At 52.1% G+C, this 22739-nt stretch carries 14 protein-coding genes; 9 read left to right on the plus strand and 5 right to left on the minus strand.

The window, feature by feature from the left end:
- Nucleotides 1-1721: S-layer homology domain-containing protein (locus RTK01_RS06350; RefSeq protein ID WP_312280166.1), on the plus strand; the 1721-nt coding region annotated here is incomplete at its 5' end.
- 171 nt (nucleotides 1722-1892) lie between these two features.
- Here the strand turns inward: RTK01_RS06350 and RTK01_RS06355 are convergent.
- Nucleotides 1893-7781: an S-layer homology domain-containing protein gene (locus RTK01_RS06355; RefSeq protein WP_312280167.1), complete on the minus strand. Its 5889-nt coding sequence runs from the start codon at nucleotides 7779-7781 to the stop codon at nucleotides 1893-1895.
- 414 nt (nucleotides 7782-8195) lie between these two features.
- Between RTK01_RS06355 and RTK01_RS06360 the strand changes: the two genes are divergently transcribed.
- Genes RTK01_RS06360 through RTK01_RS06370 form a run of 3 tightly spaced genes read left to right on the plus strand, consistent with a single transcriptional unit; the run spans nucleotide 8196 to nucleotide 12983 of the window.
- The gene (locus RTK01_RS06360; RefSeq protein WP_312280168.1) at nucleotides 8196-8915 is read left to right on the plus strand and encodes a LytTR family DNA-binding domain-containing protein; all 720 of its coding nucleotides are present in this window, start codon (nucleotides 8196-8198) and stop codon (nucleotides 8913-8915) included.
- A complete protein-coding gene (locus RTK01_RS06365) occupies nucleotides 8912-11044 on the plus strand; it encodes a hypothetical protein (protein ID WP_312280169.1) in 2133 nt (710 codons plus the stop codon). Before RTK01_RS06360 ends, RTK01_RS06365 begins: the two co-directional genes overlap by 4 nt.
- Nucleotides 11045-11048: 4 nt before the next feature.
- Nucleotides 11049-12983, plus strand: coding sequence for a GHKL domain-containing protein (locus tag RTK01_RS06370; RefSeq protein WP_312280170.1), 1935 nt, complete (start codon nucleotides 11049-11051; stop codon nucleotides 12981-12983).
- Nucleotides 12984-13218: 235 nt separating this feature from the next.
- On the opposite strand, the gene RTK01_RS06375 is transcribed toward RTK01_RS06370, so the two are convergent.
- From RTK01_RS06375 to RTK01_RS06390, 4 genes are all read right to left on the minus strand, one after another.
- Nucleotides 13219-13836 carry a lactate utilization protein gene (locus tag RTK01_RS06375; RefSeq protein WP_312280171.1) on the minus strand — a complete coding sequence of 206 codons (618 nt, stop codon included), beginning with the start codon at nucleotides 13834-13836 and terminating at the stop codon, nucleotides 13219-13221.
- Between the two features lie 127 nt (nucleotides 13837-13963).
- Entirely contained in the window at nucleotides 13964-15790 is a 1827-nt protein-coding gene (locus RTK01_RS06380) for an ABC transporter ATP-binding protein (protein ID WP_312280172.1), read from the minus strand.
- On the minus strand, nucleotides 15787-17523 hold the full coding sequence (locus tag RTK01_RS06385; RefSeq protein WP_312280173.1) for an ABC transporter ATP-binding protein: 1737 nt from the start codon (nucleotides 17521-17523) through the stop codon (nucleotides 15787-15789). The genes RTK01_RS06380 and RTK01_RS06385 overlap by 4 nt, the downstream gene beginning before the upstream one ends.
- Nucleotides 17524-17834: 311 nt before the next feature.
- Nucleotides 17835-18470, minus strand: coding sequence for an NAD(P)-dependent oxidoreductase (locus tag RTK01_RS06390; RefSeq protein WP_312280174.1), 636 nt, complete (start codon nucleotides 18468-18470; stop codon nucleotides 17835-17837).
- A 129-nt stretch (nucleotides 18471-18599) separates the two neighbouring features.
- On the opposite strand from RTK01_RS06390, the gene RTK01_RS06395 reads away from it, so the two are divergent.
- From RTK01_RS06395 to RTK01_RS06415, 5 genes are all read left to right on the plus strand, one after another.
- Complete coding sequence (locus RTK01_RS06395) at nucleotides 18600-18947, plus strand: helix-turn-helix domain-containing protein (RefSeq protein ID WP_312280175.1); 348 nt, start codon at nucleotides 18600-18602, stop codon at nucleotides 18945-18947.
- A gap of 46 nt (nucleotides 18948-18993) precedes the next feature.
- On the plus strand, nucleotides 18994-19812 hold the full coding sequence (locus RTK01_RS06400; RefSeq protein WP_312280176.1) for an ABC transporter substrate-binding protein: 819 nt from the start codon (nucleotides 18994-18996) through the stop codon (nucleotides 19810-19812).
- A gap of 20 nt (nucleotides 19813-19832) precedes the next feature.
- Nucleotides 19833-20846, plus strand: coding sequence for an iron chelate uptake ABC transporter family permease subunit (locus RTK01_RS06405; RefSeq protein ID WP_312280177.1), 1014 nt, complete (start codon nucleotides 19833-19835; stop codon nucleotides 20844-20846).
- Nucleotides 20847-20956: 110 nt separating this feature from the next.
- Nucleotides 20957-21904, plus strand: a complete 948-nt coding sequence (locus RTK01_RS06410; protein ID WP_312280178.1) for an iron chelate uptake ABC transporter family permease subunit — start codon at nucleotides 20957-20959, stop codon at nucleotides 21902-21904.
- Nucleotides 21901-22653, plus strand: coding sequence for an ATP-binding cassette domain-containing protein (locus RTK01_RS06415; RefSeq protein WP_312280179.1), 753 nt, complete (start codon nucleotides 21901-21903; stop codon nucleotides 22651-22653). The genes RTK01_RS06410 and RTK01_RS06415 overlap by 4 nt, the downstream gene beginning before the upstream one ends.
- Nucleotides 22654-22739 lie beyond the last annotated feature (86 nt).

The following is a 22739-nucleotide window of genomic DNA, read 5'->3' on the forward strand; positions in this document are numbered from 1 at the left end:
AATCCGAAGATGGCACCTATGTGATGACGGCACAGGTGAAGGGCGGAGAAGAAGGCACGCAATATCACTATGCTTGGAGCACAGGAACGGACACGCAGTCGATTTCCGGCATTGCCTCGGGTAAGCTGATTGGCACCACGGTGACGATCACCGCGGATCAGAAGTTTGGCTCTCTCAAGGCCCAACTGGAGGTGCCCAAGGCGCCCCAGATAACGGTTCAATCCGGGCCAACCGGTTTGGAAGTTCGATGGACGGTACCCGAAAACACGGACAACCGGCCGATGCCCGATTGCTACATCGTTTTGCTCTATCAGGGCAAGACGCTGCTGAAAACGCTGACGCCGGAAGCAGCGGCAACCTCCGCCACCTTTGACGCGCTCTCCGAGCAAACCGAATACACTATTACGATCAATGCAATTAGTCCCGTGGGTCAAAGCGACAGACTTACGCTTTCCGCAGCCACCACAAAAGCTTCAAGCGGCGGCAGTTCCGGCGGCGGCGGTTCCTCTGGCGATTCTTCGGGCAGCGGATCCCCTGCCGTGAATACGGTCACCAGCGGAAATACGACCACCAGCACTGCAACTGTGACGCCCACCGTCTCCGGTACAACGGCCAACGTCACGGTAAGCAGTGCAACAGTTACCAGTGCGGTGAACAGTGCTTTGGCGGCGGCCCAAAAGAATTCCACCGCGCCTGCGGTGAAGGTGGCGGTAAACACTCCGCCCAAAGCCGACAGCCTGTCTGTTACAATTCCAGCAGACGCACTGGAAACGCTCGCCGGCCACAAGGATGCGGCGCTGACGATTACTTCCGGTGTTGCGCAGGTGACTCTGGACAGGAATGCGCTGATGGCAGTTGCCCGTCAGGCCGGGACAGACGTGACCATCTCCGTGAAGCCTGTGACAATTTCCGATTTGAACACGGATCAGCAAAAGGCGACGGGCGGCAGCAAGGTGTTTGACATCTCCATCGCCAGCGGCAGTGCCGCCGAAATTCATGATTTGGGCGGCGGGGCTGCGTCCGTAAGCATTCCGTATACTCTGAAGGACGGTGAAACGGCTGCGACGCTGACGGTCTACTATCTGGCTGACAACGGCAGCCTGACAGCGTGCGAGACCTCCTACGACGGCACGTCCGGTATGGTGACATTTGTCACGCCACATTTTTCCAAGTACATGGTGGGCTACCGCACAGCGGCGGCCTTCACCGATGTTGCGAGTACCACATACTACTACGATGCGGTGCAGTGGGCGGTGGAGCAGGGGATTACCGCCGGGAACTCTGCAACGACCTTTGCTCCGGGCCAGAGCTGCACCCGTGCGCAGATCGTCACATTCTTGTGGCGGGCAAGCGGCTCTCCCGTACCCACCACCACACAAAATCCGTTTACGGATGTCAACGAAGACGCCTGTTACTACCATGCGGTCCTATGGGCGGTAGAAAAAGGCATTACCAGCGGCTTCAGTGCGACCACGTTCGCCCCGAATGCGGTAAGCAATCGTGCGCAGGTGGTGACGTTCCTGTGGCGTGCGGAGGGAAGTCCGGCGGCTTCCGGCGCTGGCTTCTCAGATGTGAGCGCTGATGCCTACTATGCGCAGGCGGTGACTTGGGCAATGAATCAGGGCATTGCCTCCGGCCGCAGCAACGGCCAGTTTGTGCCCGGCGATCTTTGCACCAGGGCTCAGGCAGTCACATTCCTTTATAGAACTATGGGCGACTGATTCAATTTGGCGCGAATGGAGGGGAACCGAGTTGGTTCCCCTCCATCCTGCATACGGGGCAAGCTGTCCTCAATGGTAAATCCTGTCCGTCTGCGCATTTACGGGCTCTTTGTGCTGTTTGCGGGCTAACGGGCCGCATTTTCTAACGCCGTTCTGATTTCTATTTGCCGATCAATCCTGCTGAATCTCCAGATATTCGGCTCCAACTCTATTGTCGCTCAAGTCTCTGGTATCTCCTCCGTAATAGGTGCCTACCACTGGTGTCTCTTCTGTCGCACCATTTAGAATGGAGGTAAATACTCCGTTGTAGCTAAAGCCGATTTTGATGTTGTCCAGATCGGAATAGTCCAGATGAACCGTGGCGGCAAGGGCTTTAAACGCCCCATCTTGAGGGCCAAGCTCTCCCCACGTTACGCTGATTGCGTTGATTTCTGCGTCCGGAAGAGTCGCGGTGTCTCGTGCTGTCAGCCAACTCAGGTTCGTCTCGTCTATAAAACCGAATATCGAGTTATAAAGATAGGTTTCTTCATTGTCATTAGCGATTTTTATAGTGCTATACTCTCCCGGAACAGTGAAGAATTGAGTATCAATGTTACCTCCGATGAGAGAATTAATGACGTAGAGCCGCCCCGCGTTATTAGTAACGGCTGCCATTTCGCACTGATTCGCATACAGGGATGTATTAAGTATATAAACCTCCCCGGAGTCGTTATATATGAGTCCGGGCTTTTTGTATCCCTCGTCGTATTGTACATCGTTGAGTACCAGCTTGCCCTGGTTTTTGATTGCATATGCCCCTTCACCGTTGACATTCGAAAATTTCACCTGATCCATAATCATAATTCCGCTGTTGATAATAGCAATGTTCCCGCTCGCAACGGAGGCTTGTTGCAAAAATGCATTCTTTATGACCATGCGACCTGTTGAATGATTTCTGATAAAGTTGTCACAGTCCGCTGCATATGTATTAACGTTAGCCAGTGTCAGCTCGCCGCTGTTGTCAATGAACGCGTCTATTTGGAGGTACCCGACAGCATATTGAGAGAACATAAAGTCACGGAGCGTTACCGAGCTTCCCTCTTCGATTATAAAGAGCGTGCCGGCATCAGCATATGTAGATATGGTCCCACCACCGCTCGTGATCGTTACCCCGTCTGGCACGATGATTGGCCTTGCGATGTTAATACCATAAAAGCTATTGTCCATCAGGGTGATAGTGCCCGGATATTGCTCACTGTATTTTAACGCGGTGCCAAAAGGTAATTCTCCGGAGTAGGTCGGCGCGTCCGGATCGTCTGGGGTATAGGCGACTTTAATATCGTTCCACTGGGCATATAGGGTCAGAGTGCCGTTTTTGCTCACACCCGCTGGAACGGTGATCGTATCACCGACAGTGTAAGCTATCCCTGTGCCGTCGGGCATTGTGTTCCAGCCCAAAAATAGATCCTCCACTACTTCTCCCGTAATGTTACGATAAACTTCCGCTCTGTAGCTCTCGTACGTAAAGCCGCACTCGGGCACGGTGACTTCGTCTCCGAAGGTTGCGGGGACTTCATCCATTGTACCTGTGCCGCCCGCGCTGTTAAACTGAATGGTATACTCCGGATCGACCCACAGGGCGTAATAGGTTTTCGAACCCAGATTCCCGCTGACGGTTGCAACCGGATTTCCGCTGAAGTCGCTGCTTTCATACCACCCCGCAAATTCATGATTCTTTTTCTCAATTTCGCCATAGGCCGGCAGGTCGGTCCCTTCTACCGTATAGGCTGTGGGCGGAGTATAGCTGACATAAATTCCGCCGTTGCAGAAGAGGGTCAGCTCATAGCCGTCCTGCGGCGCGCAGGCAATATTGATGACGCGCTCTCCGGTGACAGGCGCGGCAGTATCACCGCTGACACTGTATACGGCATAGTGGTCGTCATGCCCCGGAACGTTCACAACTTGACCTTCCACATACGTCCGGTAATCAAACGTGGGGGATGTATTTCTTTTTAGGAGTTCGGTCCGGCCTTCAATTGAGCCGACCAAGGTCTGGAACCGATAGATCACCTTGGCGGAATTATCGACATAGGTGGCGTGATAAGTGTAGTTTTGGCTGCTCAGAATTTGAAGAGCAAGGGCGTCAAGCACGGGGCCGGAGAGCGGCTGTCCCTCCGCCACGCTATTTTTCCGGGTTTCCACATTGAAGAATTTTGTGTGGGTCGTTCCCGGTATTTCCGTACCGGTGGAGTCAAGGACGCTGAAATCGAAGCTCTCGCCGTATACGGCGGTAAAGTTTCGAGGAAGGGTACTCCCGTTTTTCTGCTGAATGTCTTCCACCGTGACGGTGTATTCTCTCAGGGGCAGCTCATAGTCAAATTCGCGGGAGCCGTCAACCACGCCGGAATATAGTCCTTTATAGCCGCCTACGCCGTCGTAACGGAGGTTGACTGTTGTCGCGGAGGGGGTTCCCTTGTCAACGGTTTTATCATAATCAGAATAGCCAATCAACTTGAGAACTTGACCCTGCGTGGGAAGAGCATCTTCCAACGGCGTCCCGAAGTTGACGCGCTGGCTCCAAACCGGCTTATTGTTTACCTTCACCGTCAGCAGGCCCTTTTCCACGGGGTTCTCGCTGTCGTTGTAAATAACGCGGAAGCTGCGTTTGATGGGTACGGAGGTAAACGCAAGAGGCGAGCCTTTCCATGTGAGAATCATATTCGCCTCCAGATAATTCTCGTCCGTGTCCACCTCGATTCTTCCATTGCTCAGTGAAAACGCAGGATTCGTAAACGCGATGCTGAAACGGCTCGCGTCATAATCCGCCAGTGTCGATTCACCGGAGCTGAGATCCAGCGTAATCATTTTAAACGCATAGTCCGGCAATCTGTTTTTAGTGTCATTGATAATAAGCTTTTCAGCCTCGTGCAGTTCATAGGAGAAGTCGTATACATAGTCTCTGCTGTTGGTGGTCAGCAGGGGGAAGGTCTCGCTTAGGAGGCCGAAGTTCTTTTGCCATTTGCCATTTCCTGCCTGAAAACTTGCCCCGATTTCAAGGTAAACGCCAAGCTCGGCATACATCGCTCCCTGCGCAACCGACGTCGAAGTACCTTGGGAAAAATTGCGGCTGTATTCATAGCTGAAGAAGCCGCACCACTCAATGTATAAGCCGGTTTGAGCGGAGATCCCCATGCTGTTAAGCTTGGTGGAGATCAACCCGGCTTTCAGCTCCAGTTCGATACCAACCCTCAGCCCCAGCTTTCCCACCAGATAGAGGGAAAAGTCAAAGCGCTTGTCCAGAATGGGGGTTTTGTTGAAGGTTAGAGTGGCGGTGCTCATACGCGCGGTAAAGCTGTATCTTGTGCCCTCCTGATAAGAAAGTGTGCAGGTAACTGCGGCGTTTGCCGCGGCGCTAACCACAAAATATGGCTCCACCGTAATCTGAACAAGACCCCATGCAAGAGAGATGTTGACCTGAAACAGGCTCTTCTTAATGATTTGGATGTAGTCCAAGTCATTCTCCATGAACTTCTGATAATATGCGTAGATGCCAGAGACGTTTTCAAGAGCGCTGCTTTCCTCATTGCCGCCGATGGCTTCCTTAATCTTGTCGGAGATATCAATGGTATTGTCGCTGTCGCCGGACTTTGTCGCCAACGTAGCTTTCAGCACCACGGCGCTCCGGGTTTTTACGTCCAGGGAGGCATTGACCCAGCACTCCTGAGGATAGGGAACGCACCATGTCCATCCCCACTCAATTCCGGCGTCCGCCGCCACGGACAGGCCGATTTCCTGAATGAAGGTGATACTGAAGGACAGCTTGATGGAATCTTCCTCCTGCGTTTTAATGGTCACATCAAAGCCAACTTCCACCTCAGCCACCAGCGCGCCGTTGCCCAGCACACCTCCGTCGGGTTTGACAGTGACAATTACAGAAACGTCTCCGACCTCCACCTTTTCATCATCTTTATTACCCTCGCCGCTTTCTGAGTAGAGAATATTCTGAAGCTGCCGGGCGGAAGCCTGCGTGCCGTCGCTCATCAGAACCGTCATGCCTTGCAGGTTTTCCACCTGATCGGCCAGCAAATCTCCCTCAAGGACCGTGAGGGCATATTGTCCGGCCAGTTCGTCAATGATTCCGCTTCGCAGCGTCTGCTGCCGGAGTTCGCTCCGAAGCATATTGGTATCAACGGAACCCCTGTCTATAAGGTCCTGCGCCTTGATTGGAATATTCTGATAATAGTTCATTCCCTGCTGCAACTGCTCCAGCGAAGTGGTGGCGCAGGTGATGGTATAAATAGCGCTGTCTTTTGAAATCCCAGTCACCGTACCCAAGGTGATGTCCTCCGGCGTTGCCTGCATAAGCGAGGCCGCGTCATAAAGCGCGATGGTGTCGCCCTCGGCGATTGTTCCGGGAACGGGGCTGTCGCTGCCGATGGACCAAGTATAATCGACGGTAAGGTGATTGATCCGGAAGGAGAAAACATCATGGTTTATTTCAAAAGAATCAGAGATGCTGCTTTTTGGGATGGCAACCGTCTTAGAGATAAACAGCACATCTTCCGCTTCCGCGCTTTCGTAGGATATTGTCGTGCCGCTTACAGATGTGACTTTGACGTAGGCAATGTCGTCGTACAGCGAGTCACGGGCGGCGGTATTCGCCAGTTCCGGACTTAGGCCGTTGTATATGCAGAGCACATTGCCGGAAGTCAAGGTTTCGTTTCCACCGTAGATAAAGGACCCTGAAATATCGCTGGATTCAGCACCTGTCTCAGAGATGCTGTACACAGCGGCGGAAAGGGAATCGGCCGGTGCACCGTTGCAGAGAATATTGCTGATTTTGTCGGCGGGAATATAGATGATTCCATCGTTAAAGGCCAGATCATCGCTTTCTTCCCTGTAAATGCGGAAGGAATATTCTCTGGCCGTTTCGTCCTTACCCGCGAAGCTAAGCCCGTTGCTGGGCAGCGTCAGCGTATAGCTGGCGCCGGGCTTGAAGCCGCCGTCCATGGACACCTCGTAGGAGCCACGTTGCCCTGTGACGGTGATGCCACGGTCATCCACACCGGCGGTACAGGCAAATTGAAGCAGATTCCGCACGTCCTCAGCCGTTAACCCGGCATTTGACGCGTTTAATCTGATTGAGAAATTGGGTTGAACCGGGGTTTCCTCGGCGATCTGGTAGGCGGAGGCAATTTCCACTCTGTTGTTCATGTAGTTGATGTCTACGGCGATGTATTTTGCATAGAGCGTCAAATTGCCCGTGACCGCGGTGTTTTCATTAAAGCTGTTTGAGAGGGCGGCGTCTGTGTACCAGCCTGCAAACACGGAGTTCGCTTTGATTGGAATTGGCAGGTTTCCGGCAGCTTGCCCTCTGGAAACCGTAATCGGATTAAGCGCTTTTCCGCCATCTGTATAAAAGCTGATGCTGTATGAAGACGCGCCTGAGCTGGAACCCCCGCCGCCGGACGGCTTCGGCGCGACTTCCTTTTCTTTCTCCTTCTCCTGGCTTGCAATGCCTCGGCAGTCCAGGTTGGTATCAATGCGTTTCAGCACCGCTGCCGCTGCCGCGCGGGTTGCCGTTGATTTCGGATTAAAGTTTCCGTTTGCATCTCCCTGAAAGACACCGGCCCGATAGAGGCTGAGCACGGCGTCTCTTGCAAAGGGCGAAACAGTGGACAGGTCGGAGGGGGTTTTTTGATTGTCGGTGCCTTCGGGATAGGAAATGGAGTATGCCTTAAAGAATCTTTCTGCGAATACTGCCATTTGCTGGCGGGTGACAAGGCCGTATATATCAAAATACTGATTCGTGGTTCCGAGGGTAATTTCCTTTTCTGCCGCCCATGCCACATAGGGCGCGTAATAGGCGCTGGCAACAACATCCTTAAACATGGTGGCACCGGAATGCTTGGCCGGGTCAATTCCCGCGAAACGGCCCAGCGCGGTGACGAACATGGCGCGGGTCATCCCGCCGTTCGGGTTGAAGGAATCCGCACCAGTACCGCTGAATATGCCGTTTTCGTAGGCATATTTAACGGCGTCATAGAACCAATCGTCCGCATTAACATCGGCAAAGGGCAATTGGGCTGAGACTTTTTCAGAAATTTGGGTGCTCGAATCGGGTACATTCGCTTCCTGCGCGAATGCATATGTAGGAATACCTGTAAAAATGATTGCGATAAGCAATAATAAGCTTATCAAGCGTTTTCCGGCTTTCATACCATTCTCCTCCTGCACATCGTTTCTCATTTGCGCACGGACCTCCCCGTAGATGACTTCTCCGAAGGTTCGTTCGTGCTATTCAGGGCCAAGACACGAAAGCACTCTGCTTTTTTGCTGCTTTCGCAGTATACAGTGTAGCAATTTTTGCAACGCCTTTATATAGATACGGCCTGAACGAAGGTTAAAACGCGCGAATTACACCTTTTTTAAAAATCTTGTCTCTGTTTTAGAAAAATGATATAATTAAAAAAATAATTATCGGTAGGTGAGGGGATGAGAGTTGCTATTTGCGACGACAGTGTTCACGATGCAGAGTTGATTTGTGCGTTGCTGCGCGAGCACTTTGAGAAAAACGGTTTTGCCGGGGAGCTTTATACCTTTTCCAGCGGGGAAGCGCTTGAAAAGGCTTTTGCAGCCTGTCCCTTTGATGCTGTATTTTTGGATATTTACATGGGCGGCATGAACGGACTGGAAACTGCCCAAAGGCTCCGAGAGACAGACTGCGATTTTTCGTTGGTGTTTATTACCACGAGTAGAGATCACGCCTTAGACTCGTTTTCTCTTGGTACAAACGACTATGTGGTGAAGCCCATCAAGCGCGGGGAGATTGACCGTGCCTTTACCAGATGCCGAGATGTTTTTCTGAAAAATGGCCGGTTTATTGAGGTGGTGTCCAATCGCATGAAACAAAAAATTCCGCTCAATAAAATTCAGTTTATGGAGGTGTACGGGAAAGAGATTTTTATACATACGTCCGCAGGAACGATCAAAGCCTCTTTGCCCCTCGATGAATTGGAAAAAATGGTAACGGGTACGTTTCTGCGCTGCCACCGTTCCTATATCGTAAATCTGAACCATGTGGAGGCCATCGGGCAGGATGATTTTCGGATGCGGGACGGCAGCCTTGTCCCACTGCGTCAGCGGGGGCGGGCCGAGCTGCGGGACGCCTATGCCGATTTTCTTTCCGACCGTCTGTTTGAGGCGCCGTCATGAGCGGGTGGAAAGGACGGGCCTTGCAAGTGGCGTTGGCGGTTTGCCTGATGCTTTGCCAGAGCGTTTATGCCCTTGCGATTCCAACTGAGGAGCCTGCTTTGCAGTCTTCTGACCAGTACAGTGAGCAGGATTCAAGAGAGACGCATTTCCCCGCCGATCCGGGAGTGGAGAACCCTATCGAGCGGGAAGCAGAACCGGAGAAGCCCACCGAGCCGGAAGCGCCTGCCGAACAGGAACCGGACCAGAAAAGTCAGGAGGAACCGAAAGAACCCCACAATTTTCTTCGGAGCCAGAGCAATGCTGCGCTGGAATCACCTGACGTACCGGAGGAAAGCGGGACCGCCAACAGCGAAGAGATGCTGGCGGAATGGATAGAACAGCATCAGGAAACGGGCGGAACGGTATCTCTGTCCGACCATGTGACCATCACGCGGGATATGGGGATATACGGAATCGTCGGAGAAATTACGATTGATACCGGCATGTTTGGCCTTGTGTTTCACGGCGGTATGCTGCCAACCTACAATGTTTTCATTACCGGCGAGGGCGTCAATGTACCGGTGGTGGACGTACAGCGGGGAGACGGCGGCTATCCTTATGCACCCAGTTGGAACAGTACCCTGTTGCAAATGAATGTGACGGCCACCGGCCGGGATGGCCGGGGCGGCACGGCGCTGCGGATATCAAATGCCGATGACAAAGACTTTGGCATGGACAGCCTGCTCTGGCAGGGCGTGCTTCGCTCCTATGGAGAGGGGGCCGTCGGACTTTGGATGGATGTTCCCATGGAGGCATGGTGCTATAAGGTGGAGGTTTCCGGTGAAAACAGCGCGGCGGTATACGCGCCAAACGGAGCCGACCTTTTCTATTGCAAGCTGACTGCCAAGGGTGACGGTGCGGTTGCGGCAACGGGAAACGATCTGTCGCTGGATTCCTGCGCCGTGTCTCCCGCACCCTCGGGGGTGCAAAGCGTCAGCCGCCGCGCCATGGAGGAGTCCTTCTCGCGGCTGTATCTGCCGCTGGAGCAATATGGCAGCCTTTTTGGCACCATTGAAATGCTGAACAAACCAAACGTTTTTCTCATAGATGAACAAGGCGGCGTAGTTTCACGGCCGTTTCCCGTTTACTGGGATGAAAATTACGAAATTGACACCGGGAATTTAGGAACAACGCTGCTGCACGGTGCCGTCGACCCGGATCTGTACGGCCTTGGGATATTTGATGATGTGCCCATTACGCTGACGGTGGAGGTGCGGGACCCTGCCCTGCCCTGCATCAGCCGAATCGCCGTGCGGGAAATGGAAACCGGCGCCCGATACGCGGTTTTGAATTTCTGGGAGGACTACGATCCTATGGAGGAAGACGTGATCCTGTGGCGCTCGGACGACGAGGGCGAAACGTGGCAGGATGCCACGCACGTGCAGGATATCCTGTGGGATGGCAGCTCTGTGAATTTCACCTATGACACACTGGCGCATTCCATGTGGTTTCAGCTTGAGATTATGGGCGTGGGCGAATCCAACATTGCCATCTTGGATGAAAGGGATGGCGTCTTTATCGGCGGAAACGGCGGCGACCGCACGGGAACGGACCGGGGCGGCGTGAATCCTCCCAGCAGCGGCAATGGGAATGTACCGGGAAGTGGTGAGGAATCGGATGGCGGCGATGGCGGTCAGTCTGACGGCGGCAATGACAACCCGCCGAAAATTAATGAAGCGTCAAACGATCACGACGAAAGTGCTGCGGAAGTCAGCGGCTTGATAAGCGGCGAATCGGGTGCACATACCGACACGGTTCTTCCCATCGACACGGTGCCTCTGGATACGGAGACGGAGACTGTTTCTGAGGGAAATCCGACAGCGACAGTTCCCGCGCAACCGGTTCCGGCTGAAGAGCAGACCGAAGCCCTGCAAACACAACCCGTACCCATAGAGACTGAGCAGGATACCGTCCCGGCAAAGGAGGAAGAAGCGCCTGCCATTGGGGACGCTGAAAGTTCCTTTGACCCGGAGCAGTCCGCGCCGGAGCCGGGACTTTCGGCAAAAGCACTGACGGTTTTCTTCCTTGGCGCAGCGATCTTGTGTTCCGGTGCACTGCTGGTTCTCCGGTTTTTCAGACACGGGAGGTAACGGCGTGGAAAATTACAAGTCCAACGGCTGGCGCATCCGGTTGGCGCTGAAAGTAGTGATGACTTTTGCACTGGCCGCCGCTGTTTTTCTGACAGTTTACCAATACGACAATAAATACACGGCGGCAGGCCCCAAGGCAAGGGACGGCATTCTCACACTGGACAGGGAAGCGCTTACACATCATCCTGTTCTTTTCTTGGTGGACGGCTGGGAATATTATGCAAATCGGCTGCTTACGCCCGCAGACTTTGACGATACCCCGCCTGTCCCGGATCAGTATCTGTTCATCGGGCGCTTCGGCGGCTTTGAAGCATGGAACGGCGGCTCTCCTCGCGGTAGCGCCAGCTACCGGCTGACGATCAGGCTGCCGGAGCAGACGGACACCTATCTGCTGGAGCTGCCCGAAATCTTTTCCGCATACCGTCTCTACATCAACGGCGAACAGGTCATGCAGATGGGAGAGCCGGAACGGGAGGGATACCGGGCGGAAACCGGCAACCGCACCGTCAGCATTGAAGCGGGCGGCAGCATTGAACTGTTGGTTGCGGCGTCCGATTACTCCCATCTGTACGGCGGTATGGTGTACCCTCCCGCTTTTGGTCAGCCGGAGGCCGTGTCCGGGCTTCTGAGCACAAGGCTTGTGTTTAGAAGCATCGTGTGCGGCGTGGCGCTCACCATCGGCCTGCTGTCGGTGATGGTGGGCTTGCTGGGCCGCAAAAGTTCGCTGGCGCTGCTATTCGGACTTCTGTGCCTGTTCTTTGTGGGCTATGTAAGCTATCCGATTACCGGAACCCTGTTTACCTTCGGGCGGCTCCACTATGCCGTTGAGAATGTTTCCTTCTGTGCCATGCTCGGTGTTACGATACTGGTGGCAGTGGGGGTAAGCGGTCTGCCAAAAAAGTGGGGGCTTCCCTTTGTGGGCTTCGGAGGACTGATGTGCGCGGCCTCTGTGCTGGTACATTTGCTGCTGCCGTTCGGCAATCTGAACCTGCTGATGGCCTATTCGTGGCTGATTTCGGCTTATGAATGGATGACGGCCGGAGTGATCGCCGCCGCAGTCTGGTATGCCATCCGAACGGGCGCGGCGCGGATTACGCCCCTGCTTTACGGCGTGGTAATTTTCGTCTGCGCTCTCCTTGCGGACCGGCTGCTGCCAGTGCATGAACCTATTCTCACGGGCTGGTTTATCGAGCTTGCAAGCTTCACCCTTGTGCTCTGCATCGGTGCGGTGACCGGACAGGAGGTGGCCGCCCGGTATCGGGAAAGCGCTGTGATGGGCGAGCGGGCAGGCAGTATGGAGCGGCTGTACCAAAGCCAGCTCTCCCATTTAGAGGTGCTCAGACAGGAAATGACGCAGGTCAAAACCATGCGCCACGATTTGCGCCATCATCTTACCCTCATAGATCAGTATGTAAGCAGTCACCAATACGACAGGCTGGAGGAATACATCAAAGAATACCGAGCCGCCTCCACGGAGGGGGAACTGCCGGAGTATTGCCCCATCGACGTGATCAACACGCTGACCTGCCATTATCAGACGGTGGCACGGCAGAACCATATTCTGTTGGATATTCGCTGTGATCTGAACGCCGCGGCAAACCCCGGCCATACCGGCATGACCGATTCCGATTTGTGCTGCCTGTACGCCAACCTCATGGAGAATGCTGTGGAGGCATGCCAGCGGATGCAAAGCGGTCAAAGAGCGATTTGGGTTGCGGTGATCCGCACCTCCGCAGATACGCTGCATATCCATGTGTGGAACACCGCCGGGAATATCCGGCAGCTTGGCGGGCGGTTTCTCTCTTCCAAGAGCGGCGGGCGAACCGGATATGGGCTGCTGTCGATAGAAACTATCGCCGGGAAGTATGGTGGCAAGGCGGAGTTTCACTGGAATGAGGACAAGCGGAACTTTGAAAGCAAGATCACGTTGATGGCGTAAAATGCGGTGCAGACCCTTTTTTCTCCGTAGCTGACAATTTTTAGATATTGCTTGCGGTTCATGAGGTTCCTTGAATTTCTAACTCCGTGGAGATTCCGTAAAGGGGCGAGGAAAATACGCTTGTCTCAGCGTGGAAAAAGAGTGGCATGAACAATAAAACACCGGAAATCAAGGAGATTTTGGAGTCCAAAATCCTTGATTTCCGGTGTTTTCAATGTTTCAGTCAACAGATATATCAATATCCCAATGCCTGATTGACAATGATCACTTTGATTCTGTCTTTTACAAATTGGCCTGCAATCAGGACGAAATCGTTGCAGATTCTTTGGGGGTGCCTGCAATCAATGCACCGTCCAAGCTTTGTGCAGGGCGTATCCTTACAAAGCCGTTTCGCATCCATGGGAGCGGCAACCTGCCGTGTGCGGTCAATCGCATCCTGTGTGCTGTCTGTAAGTTTATTGATGCCGACAACAACGATGACCTGTTTCGGGCCGTACAGCATAGGCGCCACACGGCTTCCGTTTCCGTCAATGTTGAACAGCTTCCCATCAACCGTAACGGCGTTGGTGCCGGTCAGGAAGGTGTCGGCGTCAAAGTTCCGAAGATAAATAGCGCGCTTTTCCTCCCGGGTTAAGTCGCTTTTGTGCTTGTCGTAAAAGGTGTACCTTCCGTTTCGGATGAAATCAAAGACGCCTGTTTCCTCCAAGGTTGCGGAATCTCCGCACCCAACCGTTTCGCCCGGCTGAATCAATTTTGCAAGCAGCAAAAGCAATTCCTCCCGGTCCTGAACAAAGTACCCGGCCATGTTGTTTCGCTGCAAGCTCAAAATTGTTTTCTTTATTCTTTCGTCCATATCAGCCTTATCCTTCATAAGTCATACAGGTTTTGCTTATTTTATCATGCGGATGCAGGCAAAACAAGCGCCCGTCATTCTTCCGGCGTTTTGTATGTATGGCGCTGCCATAATTTTGCCCGCAGGCTCAGGCAAATTGACTGTCATATAAACTTGCATAGGAGCCTTTTTGCTTCAACAGCTCGTGATGATTGCCCTGCTCGATAATGTTGCCGTTTTCCATATACAAAATGTTGTCGGCATCCCGGATGGTGGAAAGGCGGTGCGCGATGACAAAGCTGGTGCGTCCCTGCATCAGTTTTTTCATTGCCCGGCCAATCTCCATCTCTGTCCGTGTATCAACGCTGGAGGTGGCCTCATCCAAAATCAAAATGGGCGGATCACATAAAAACACGCGGGCAATGGTCAGAAGCTGCCGCTGCCCAATGGAAAGGTTGGCCGCGTCGTTGTCCAGAACCGTATCATACCCTTTGGGCATGGTGCGAATCAGATAATCTATTTTCGCCGCCTTTGCCGCAGCCACAATTTCTTCTCTTGTAGCCTGCGGCTTTCCGTAAGCAATGTTTTCCGCAATTGTGCCGCCAAACAGCCATGTGTCCTGCAAGACCATGCCAAAGTTCCGGCGCAGACCGCGGCGCGTCATTTCGGCGGCAGCAACGCCGTTCACCATGATGTTTCCGTCATTCACCTCATAAAACCGCATAAGCAGGTTGACAAGGGTAGTTTTTCCGGCACCGGTACTCCCGACAATGGCAATTTTTTGTCCGGGCCGTGCACGGAAGCTGATGTCCTTCATTAATGGCTGGTTTTTCTCGTAACCAAAGCTGACATGCTCAAAAGAAACCAATCCGTCTGCGTGCTCCAGAATGGCGGGGTGCAAGGGATCCGGGCGTTCCTCCAGACTGTCCAGAAAGTCAAAGGTGCGTTTGACGGAGGCCAGCGCGGACTGAAGGGAATTGATCATGAAGGCACCCTCTGTCAAGGGCTCCGCCGTCTGATTCACGTATTGAAAAAACGCCTGCACCACGCCGACCGACATGGTTCCATTGAGAATGGCCCCGCCTGCAATCACGGCGATGACCACATGTGAAAGGCGGGTCAGCAGCCGGATGACCGGGTTGATACAATGTGTCAGGAAATCCGCCTTTTGGGAAACGCTGCGGTTTTTTTCTGCGACGAGCGCAACCTGATTCAAACTCTCCTGCTCATGGTTATAGGCCTTGATGACGTTTCTTCCTGTATAATACTCCTCCACGAGGCCGGTAAGCTCCCCGATGGACTCCTGCCGGAGGGAGGCGTACTTCAGGTTCTGGGTTGCCGCCGCTCTGGTGACAAGCAGGCTGAGCAAAACGCTTGCAAGGAAAATACAGGTCAGCGGGATACTGAAATAAAACATCACCACCAGCGATCCGGTGACGGTGCCAATTGCAACAATCAGCTTCAAAAGACCGGTCTGCAAGGTTTCGGATACCTTATCCAGGTCGCTTGTCACCCGGCTTAGAATTTCCCCCGCCTTGTTTTGATCATAAAAGCGCAGTGGCAAATGACTCAGCTTGCGGCTGATTTGCTTGCGAAGGGTTAGGGTCAGGGTTTCGGCCACGACCGCCATCAGGTAGGACTGGAGATAGTAAAAAAGCCAGATACCCACGTACATAACGGTGAGGCGGGTCAGCGCAGACCCCATATTGTTCCAAGTGATGGTGAACGGAAGGCCTTGCTCCGTGGCTGCCTGAATGCTGCTCCACAGCATGTCGACAACCTGTGCGCTGTAAAGCGGGGCCCCAATTGTCAAGACGGTGTAAATCAGGATAGAGGCCATAATCACGGAAAGGCGGACGCGCTGCCCCTTCAGTCTGCGCACAAGGCGCAGCAAGGTGCTTCCGGTGTCTTTCAAGGCCTCGCTATCTGAACCGGATAAGTCTGAGGATTTGGCTTTATCTTGGTGCTTGGTCATGCGTCCTGCACCTCCTTGGTTTGAGATTCATAAATTTCAAGGTAAACCGGGCAGTTACTAATCAATTGGTCATGGGTTCCGATGCCGACGATGGTCCCTTCGTTCAATACGATAATCTGCTGTGCGTGGCGGATGGAGCTGACGCGCTGGGCGATGATCAATACGGCCGCGTCCTTTGTCTCCGGCGTCAGGGCCTTGCGCAGGGCGGCATCGGTTTTAAAATCCAGAGCGGAGAAGCTGTCGTCGAAGAGATAAAGCTCCGGCTTTTTCACCAGTGCCCGCGCAATGGAAAGGCGCTGCCGCTGTCCGCCGGAGAAGTTCGTACCTCCTTGAGCGACAAAGGAATTTAACCCATCAGGCAAAGACCGGATCAGTCCGTCAAGCTGTGAAACCCTGACGGCGTGCAGCAGTTCCTCCTCTGTTGCATCAGGCTTACCGTAACGAAGGTTTTCAGCAATCGTTCCTGAAAAAAGAATTGCTTTTTGCTGGACGTAAGCCAATTGATTGCGCAAATCCTCTTGCCGCATTTGCCGGATATCATGGCCGTTGAGAAAAATTGCGCCCTCCGTTACATCGTGAAACCGCAAAATCATAGAAGCGATGGTGGATTTTCCGCTGCCGGTTCCGCCGATGATCGCCGTTGTCTCGCCCCGGCGGCATGTGAAGCTTAAATTGCTTAACGTATCCTTTTCCGCGTCTGGGAATTGGAACGATACGTTTTGGAAGACCAGCACATCACTTCGGCTGCGTTCGGCGCTGCCCGGCTGCGCAGACGCGGGGTCGGAGATTTCCGGTGAATAGTCCAGCACATTCTGAATGCGATTGCAGCATTCCAACGCGCGCGGAAGCGTTAAGATGACCATTTGCGCCATCATAATAAAGAACAAAATCAGATAGGCGTATTCGATGACTGCGGTAATATCTCCGATCTGAAAATGTCCTGCGGCAATTCTTCCTCCGCTGAGCCAGAACACCGTAATAATGACAAAGTTGATGCAGAAGAACGATAACCCGTCCAGATTTGCAAACTTGCGGTTTGCTTTGATGGAGGTATCAGCATAGGTTGCAAAGGAGACATTCAGCCGCTCCTGCTCTCTAAGCTCATTGTTAAACGCGCGAATCACGCGCACGCCCGTAATATTTTCAAGCAAAACGGTGCTCATGGAATCCAGCAGCTTTTGCAGACGCTTAAACAGGGGAGAAGCGCTGTTGATGATGAAAGAAGCCAATAAGAGAATGATGAACACCGCGATGAGCAAAACGATACCGATTTGTGTGTCCAGCCGGAAGGAGAGCACCAAAGCAATCACGCAAATCACGGGGACCGGCACCACCATCTGCATAAAGCTGATGAAGGCGGTCTGAATATTGGTGATGTCTGAAACAGTGCGCGTGGTGATAGAAGCCGTGCCGAATTGGCGGAATTCATGAACGGACAGCTTCAGCGAGCTTTCGTAAAGTGCCACCCGCATGTCCTTGCCGATTCTGGCGGTCAGCGTTGCGCAGGTGTAGCCGCCGATCACAGCGCACAGCCCGGCGACAAAAGAGCCGATGGCCATTTTCATTCCTGTGTTCAGCAGCGTTTCAAAGGAGCTGCCCAAAACGCCCTGATTCATCATTTCCGCGGCCAGCGTCGGGATATACAAGCCGCCGGTAACGTCTATAATCAGCATCAGCATCGTAACTGCGCATAGCTTCCAATGGGGTTTTATAAAACGGAGCATCAATTTCATTGGGTGTTCCTTCTTTCTTTTCGAGGTCAATTTGCAGAGGTCGCTGCGACCTGTGAGGGCATACCTTCCAATACAAACGGACTGCCTTTTACATAATCTCACCGGATTGTTCCAAAACAAAAGCGCCGGACAAGAAACTAACGAAGTTAGTCATCTTGTCCGGCGTTGAATCTGTGCCGTTTCTCATTCGCACAGATAGTCCTCCGATGAATGTTGAATATCTTAGCACACTCAAATTTTAATGTCAAGGCCTTTATAGCTGAAGGGCCGCGCAAATTTTTTCAGAGGAGGGTTGGAGTATTCATGCCTTTTTACTCGGAAACCACCGTAAATCTTTTCTTGATATGCTTTCCCTGCTCGGCTTCATCAAGCATTGCCACGGCGAAATCTGCATAGCTGATATAGCTGTCGCCCTTTGCGTTGAACAGGACGACTTCGCCGCCGACCCGGTAGTTTCCGGTTCGCACACCCTCTGCGTCAAAATCGGCAGAAGGGCTGAGATATGTCCAGTTCACATCGTCGCGCTTCTTGATTTCATCAAGTCCAAGGGCCATGTTAGAAGCTGTGGGATAATAAGATTCCGGAAAATCCGGGGCGTCCATCAGCCTTTGCGTGTGGGCTTCATCGGTGTACAGGCTGCCGGCTCCGCCGACAAACAGCAAGCGATTGCTCTTGCCGCTTAACAGATTCGCTAAAAATACTGCGGAATCTTTATGCAGAATATGGGTCTCCGGCGTCCATGTGCCAAAGGCGCTGATGATGACATCTTGTTCCTTTACGTCATCATAGGTCAATTCAAACAGGTCCTTTTCAAGAACCTCGCAATTGGTGTCGGACAGCTTGTTCTTATCTCTGACAACTGCCGTTACCTCGTGGTTTCTTCTTTGCGCCTCTGCCAAAAGCTGTCTGCCTTGCTTACCCGAAGCACCGATAATCATAATTTTCATGATGTTCCTCCTTAAAAAAACTTGATTCCTTTTGTTTTTTCCATTATAATTCACATTAGTGCAAAATGTAAAGTAGGAACCGTTTGGTTATCTGGTTTCAAAAGGATACTATTGAAGGGGATGAAAGAGATGTGTGAACAGCTTCCGGCTTGCCCGGTGGAGCTTACAATTACGCTGATCGGGAATAAATGGAAGGTCCTGATTCTTCGGGATCTAATGGATGGAACAAAGCGCTTTGGGGAGCTGCGCTGTGCCATCGGCGCGGTTTCTCAGAAGGTTTTAACGGCCAACCTTCGCGAGATGGAGCAGGAGGGGCTGCTTTCCCGCAAGGCTTATGCAGAGGTCCCGCCGAGGGTGGAATATACCCTTTCGGAGCTTGGATATAGCTTAATGCCTGTTCTGGATGCAATGCATGCATGGGGAGATAATTACAAAAATGAGCATCCCTCGCGGTTCAAGCAAGCGCCCGGGGAATGAGCCGCCAGCAGGAAACCGGCCTGTCAATCCAAAGAATGTGGTGTCCTTGGACAATCGGACGTTTGAAACCCTGTCTGATTGGGGAATTGAACTGGCAGCGGTTCCGAAGGGCGTTATGCCTGCGGATTCTCCCTATTATCAGGATTCTGCTGTCCAGGATATCGGAGATCACCCCGAGCCGAACCTTGAGATCATTGCCGCGGTTAACCCGGAGCTTGTGATTGTCGGACAGAGATTTGCCAGTTATTATGAAGACATCAAGGCGCTGGTGCCTGATGCGGCTGTGATCAACCTCAACTTTGAGCTTTCAGAGGAGGCTGGAAAATCTGGAGCGACGCTGGTGGACGGCCTTAAAAATTCCACAATTGCTTTGGGAATGATTTTTGATAAAAATGAAGAGGCCCAAAAGCTGAACGCCGATTTTGATCAGGCCATTCAGGATGCCAAAGCTGCCTATAACGGAACGGACAAAATTATGAGCGTCGTGGTTTCGGGTGGAGATATTGGCTTTGCAGCGCCTCTTTCCGGGCGCGTTTGGGGCCCTATGTATGATATTTTTGGCTGGACTTCGGCATTGGAAGTGGACGGCTCCTCTTCCGACCATAAGGGAGATGATATTTCCGTGGAAGCGATTGCGCAAAGCAACCCCGATTGGTTGATGGTATTGGACCGTGATGCGGCGATCTCTTCCGAAGAGGAGAACGTGCCTGCCAAGGATGTGATTGATCAATCTCCTGCCCTGAGAAACACAACGGCAGTCTCAAAGGGTCAGATGATCTACGCACCGAGTGACACTTACACAAACGAATCTATACAGACTTATCTGGAGCTGTTTGAAAACATTGCAAGTGCTTTTTCCAAATAGCATAAAGGGTGTATTTCAAAATGTTGAAACGCAAGATACATAGAATTACAGGGGCTGAGATTTCTCAGCCCCACCCTTTTCGCCGCAGCAAACGATGGTCAAAGCCCTTTGTATTCGCGGTGTGTGCTGTGTTTGCGTTAGGCGCTGTGTCCCTGTTTACGGGAGTTTACGACATACAGGGGCAGGCGGACGGATGGAATATGTTTTTCATCACCCGTGTTCCGCGGACGGCGGCGCTGATGCTGACCGGGGCGGCCATGTCCATGTCGGGACTGGTGACACAACTGATTACGCAAAACCGCCTGGTTGAGCCGACGACAACAGGCGCCATTGAATGGGCGGGGCTGGGGCTTGTGTTTGTCTATTTGGTGGCTCCTGCGCCGACTTTGATGTTAAGGATGACAGGGGCAATTCTTTTTTCGTTTATTGGCACAATGATTTTCTTTCTCTTTTTAAGAAGAGTGAAACTGCGCTCCTCCCTCATCGTTCCCATTATCGGAATGATGCTTGGCGCGGTTATTTCCGCGATTTCTACGTTTATCGGCCTTGTATTCCAAATGACCCAGAGCATTGAAATGTGGTTTGTGGGTTCTTTTGCTTCTGTGCAGATTGGCCGGTACGAATATTTATGGCTGATTGTAATTGTAAACATCATCATTTTTATCTATGCGGACCGGCTGACGTTGGCTGGCTTGGGGGAGGATGTGGCAACAAGCCTTGGCGTAAATTATAACCGGATTGTCATTTTGGGCACGTGTCTGATTTCTGCCGCCGTTGGGATTGTTGCTGCTGTGATTGGAAACCTACCCTTTTTGGGACTGATTGTACCCAACATTGTTTCGATGTATCGGGGCGATGACCTCAAGAGCAACCTGCCGTGGGTGTGCGTATTGGGAATGGGCGTCGTCACGCTTTGCGATATCATTTCCCGAACCATCATCATGCCGTTTGAGGTCCCTGTTTCCCTGATACTCGGAACTGTGGGCGCGGTTGTATTTATTGTGATCTTATTAAAGCAGAGGAAGCAAAGATGAGGAACTATATAGATCGCACTCAACAGAACACGGACCAAACCCAAACGGATTATAAAAGCAGGTCAGCCAGAGCATTTCGCTCCCAAAGGGAAGAGAGACGATATTGGATTTTGCTGATAGCACTGATTGCTCTGGGTGCACTTGCTTCCTACGGACTGTTGGTTTATAACAACCCCGTTCCGGTGGGGTCCCCTTCCTTTATCCCGGTGGTGAAAAGAAGAATGGTGGCGCTTACTGCCATGGCGATTGCGTCTGTGTGCCAAAGTCTGGCGACGGTTGCTTTTCAGTCAAGCACCAATAATCGGATGATAACTCCCTCTCTTTTGGGGTTTGAAGCCTTATACTCGACAATCCATACCGGCACGATGTTCTTTTTCGGCGCCGGTGCATTCCTGAAATTCACCGGTGTGGGACCTTTTCTGTTTCAGGTTGCCGCAATGGTTTTGATGTGTCTGGTGCTTTACGGCTGGCTGCTTTCCGGGAAATATGGAAATTTGCAGTTGATGCTGCTGGTGGGGGTCATTATGGGAACCGGACTGAAGGCGGTATCCTCTTTTATGAGAAGGCTTTTGGCGCCGTCTGAATTTGACGTTTTGCAGGCAAAGCTGTTTGGCTCTGTCAATAACGCAGACGCCGCTTACTTTCCCATTGCGATTCCAATGGTGGGCATGACCGCATTGCTGATCCTTGCTTATTCCAAAAGACTGAATGTATTGTCTTTGGGCAGGAGTGCCAGCACCTCTCTGGGCGTGAATCATCAATTTGGCGTAATCTATACGCTGATATTGGTTTCTGTTCTGATGTCGGTTTCAACCTCTTTGGTGGGGTCATTAACCTTTTACGGATTTTTGGTTGCCACCATGACGTATCAGGCGGCCCCGACCTATGATCACAGATATGTGTTTCCAATGTCGCTTGCAATTGGTTTTCTCATATTAACGGGGTCGTACTTTTTTATGTATCATGTGTTTAGAGCACAGGGGGTCGTCTCCGTTATTATCGAACTGTTTGGGGGAATCGCGTTTCTCATTGTACTGTTAAGGAAGGGAACCCTATGATCAATATTCTCAATGCTGGAAAAGCGTATACGGACGAGGTGAAAATAGGGCCTCTGAATATTCAGATACCCAAAGCCGGGCTGACCTCCTTAATCGGCCCCAATGGCGCGGGGAAATCCACGGCGCTTTTAATGATTGGACGACTTCTGGATATGGACGAGGGCCAAATTAAGGTGGCGTCGATGGACGTTTCAAAGGCCAAGTCGGAAGACCTTGCAAAAATCCTGACGATTTTACGGCAGGAAAACCATTTTGTAACAAGACTGACTGTTCGGCAGCTTGCCGGGTTTGGACGGTTTCCGTATTCCAAAGGCAGGCTGACAAAGGAGGACGAGCTGATTATTTCCAAATATATTGACTTTTTAGATCTGTCGGATTTAGAAAACAGGTATTTGGATGAGCTTTCCGGCGGTCAAAGGCAAAGAGCCTATGTGGCAATGGTTTTGTGTCAGGAAACGGAATATGTGCTTCTGGATGAGCCGCTCAACAATCTTGACGTGGCGCGTTCCGTTCAAATGATGAAGCATTTGAGACATGCCGCCGATGAATTTGGAAGAACGATTTTGACGGTGATGCATGATATCAATTTTGCGGCCAAGTATTCAGACAGAATTTGCGCGATGAAGAATGGAAAAATTGCTGCGTTTGGAACGGTGGCGGAAATTATGAACGCAGAACTTCTGACGGATATTTTTGAAACACAAATCAACATCACTGACGGCCCTTACGGGCCAATCGCCATTTATTAGAGGCTGGAGCAGCCGACTTACCGCCTGCACGCGTTCCAATGCATTTACTGTGGGTCAAAAGCGTCATATTGTTTGGCCCCTCGCTT

This window comes from Oscillibacter sp. (assembly GCF_031978065.1).
Taxonomy (GTDB): domain Bacteria; phylum Bacillota; class Clostridia; order Oscillospirales; family Oscillospiraceae; genus Oscillibacter.

Excerpts from the sequence above, each read along its gene's own strand:
- RTK01_RS06360 (WP_312280168.1), top strand. The coding sequence starts at position 8,196 with ATGAGAGTTGCTATTTGCGACGACAGTGTTCACGATGCAGAGTTGATT.
- RTK01_RS06365 (WP_312280169.1), top strand. The coding sequence starts at position 8,912 with ATGAGCGGGTGGAAAGGACGGGCCTTGCAAGTGGCGTTGGCGGTTTGC.
- RTK01_RS06375 (WP_312280171.1), bottom strand. The coding sequence starts at position 13,836 with ATGGACGAAAGAATAAAGAAAACAATTTTGAGCTTGCAGCGAAACAAC.
- RTK01_RS06380 (WP_312280172.1), bottom strand. The coding sequence starts at position 15,790 with ATGACCAAGCACCAAGATAAAGCCAAATCCTCAGACTTATCCGGTTCA.
- RTK01_RS06385 (WP_312280173.1), bottom strand. The coding sequence starts at position 17,523 with ATGAAATTGATGCTCCGTTTTATAAAACCCCATTGGAAGCTATGCGCA.
- RTK01_RS06390 (WP_312280174.1), bottom strand. The coding sequence starts at position 18,470 with ATGAAAATTATGATTATCGGTGCTTCGGGTAAGCAAGGCAGACAGCTT.
- RTK01_RS06395 (WP_312280175.1), top strand. The coding sequence starts at position 18,600 with ATGTGTGAACAGCTTCCGGCTTGCCCGGTGGAGCTTACAATTACGCTG.
- RTK01_RS06405 (WP_312280177.1), top strand. The coding sequence starts at position 19,833 with ATGTTGAAACGCAAGATACATAGAATTACAGGGGCTGAGATTTCTCAG.
- RTK01_RS06415 (WP_312280179.1), top strand. The coding sequence starts at position 21,901 with ATGATCAATATTCTCAATGCTGGAAAAGCGTATACGGACGAGGTGAAA.